Consider the following 1,154-nt stretch of genomic DNA (forward strand, 5'->3'; position numbering starts at 1 on the left):
CGCAGACCTTAAGCTTGCGGTTTCATGTGCGGAACAAAATGACATCGCGAATACTCGGCGAGTCAGTAAACAACANGACCAGTCGATCGATACCAATACNCTCGCCTGCAGTTGGAGGCAAACCGTACTCAAGCGNCGTAATATAATCGGCATCAAAGTGCATTGCCTCATCATCACCAGCGTCTTTTTCAGCGACCTGCTTAAGAAAACGTTGCTTTTGGTCTTCTGCATCATTCAACTCGGAGAAGCCATTGGCAAGCTCACGCCCTCCAACAAAAAACTCGAATCGATCTGTCACAAACGGGTTTTCATCGTTACGCCGAGCCAGCGGCGAAACCTCCCAAGGATAGGCCGTAATAAACGTAGGCTGATCTAACTTCTCTTCTGCAGTTGCTTCAAAGATCTCACATAAATACTTGCCCGCTCCCCATGTTTTTTGCTGAGGGGAATCTGGAACACCGACTTGCTTGGCATAAGCCCTCAGAGCCTCAAAGTGACTCTCAGGATCATTGATCACTGCCGCATCAAACTCCGGGTTGAACTTAAGCACCGCTTCCGCCATCGTCATGCGAGTAAATGGTTGGCTAAAGTCATAGATTTTCTCTTCAACCACCTCTCCGTTTGCATCCTTGGTCGTGCTCTTTATGTCGGTCGTACCGAGCACTTCTTGTGCGACGGTACGCAACATATCTTCCGTAAGATTCATCAAGTCAATATAGTTTGCATAAGCCTGATAGAACTCAATCATGGTGAACTCAGGATTGTGTCGCGTCGAGAGCCCCTCGTTACGGAAGTTGCGATTAATTTCAAAAACACGTTCAAAACCACCAACAACCAAACGCTTAAGGTAAAGCTCGGGAGCAATACGCAGAAACATATCAATGCCTAATGCATTGTGATGCGTCTCGAATGGTTTTGCTGTTGCGCCACCAGGAATCACCTGCAACATCGGGGTTTCGACTTCCATGAAGTCTTGCTTGGTGAGGTAGTTTCGGATGCTACTCACAATAGCGGAACGTAAACGAAAGGTATGACGCGCATCGGCATTTGCAATCAAATCGACATAACGCTGACGATACTTCATTTCTTGATCAGCTAGGCCATGATACTTGTCTGGAAGTGGGCGAAGAGACTTCGTAAGGATGCGGAAGCTC

General features: G+C 47.5%; 1 protein-coding gene. It reads right to left on the reverse strand.

Going from position 1 to position 1,154, the window contains the following annotated elements:
* Positions 1-22: 22 nt before the first annotated feature.
* Positions 23-1,154: lysine--tRNA ligase (lysS, locus tag A3750_RS18915; RefSeq protein WP_156498743.1), on the reverse strand; the 1,132-nt coding region annotated here is incomplete at its 5' end.

The sequence above is a fragment of the Oleiphilus sp. HI0079 genome (assembly GCF_001635105.1).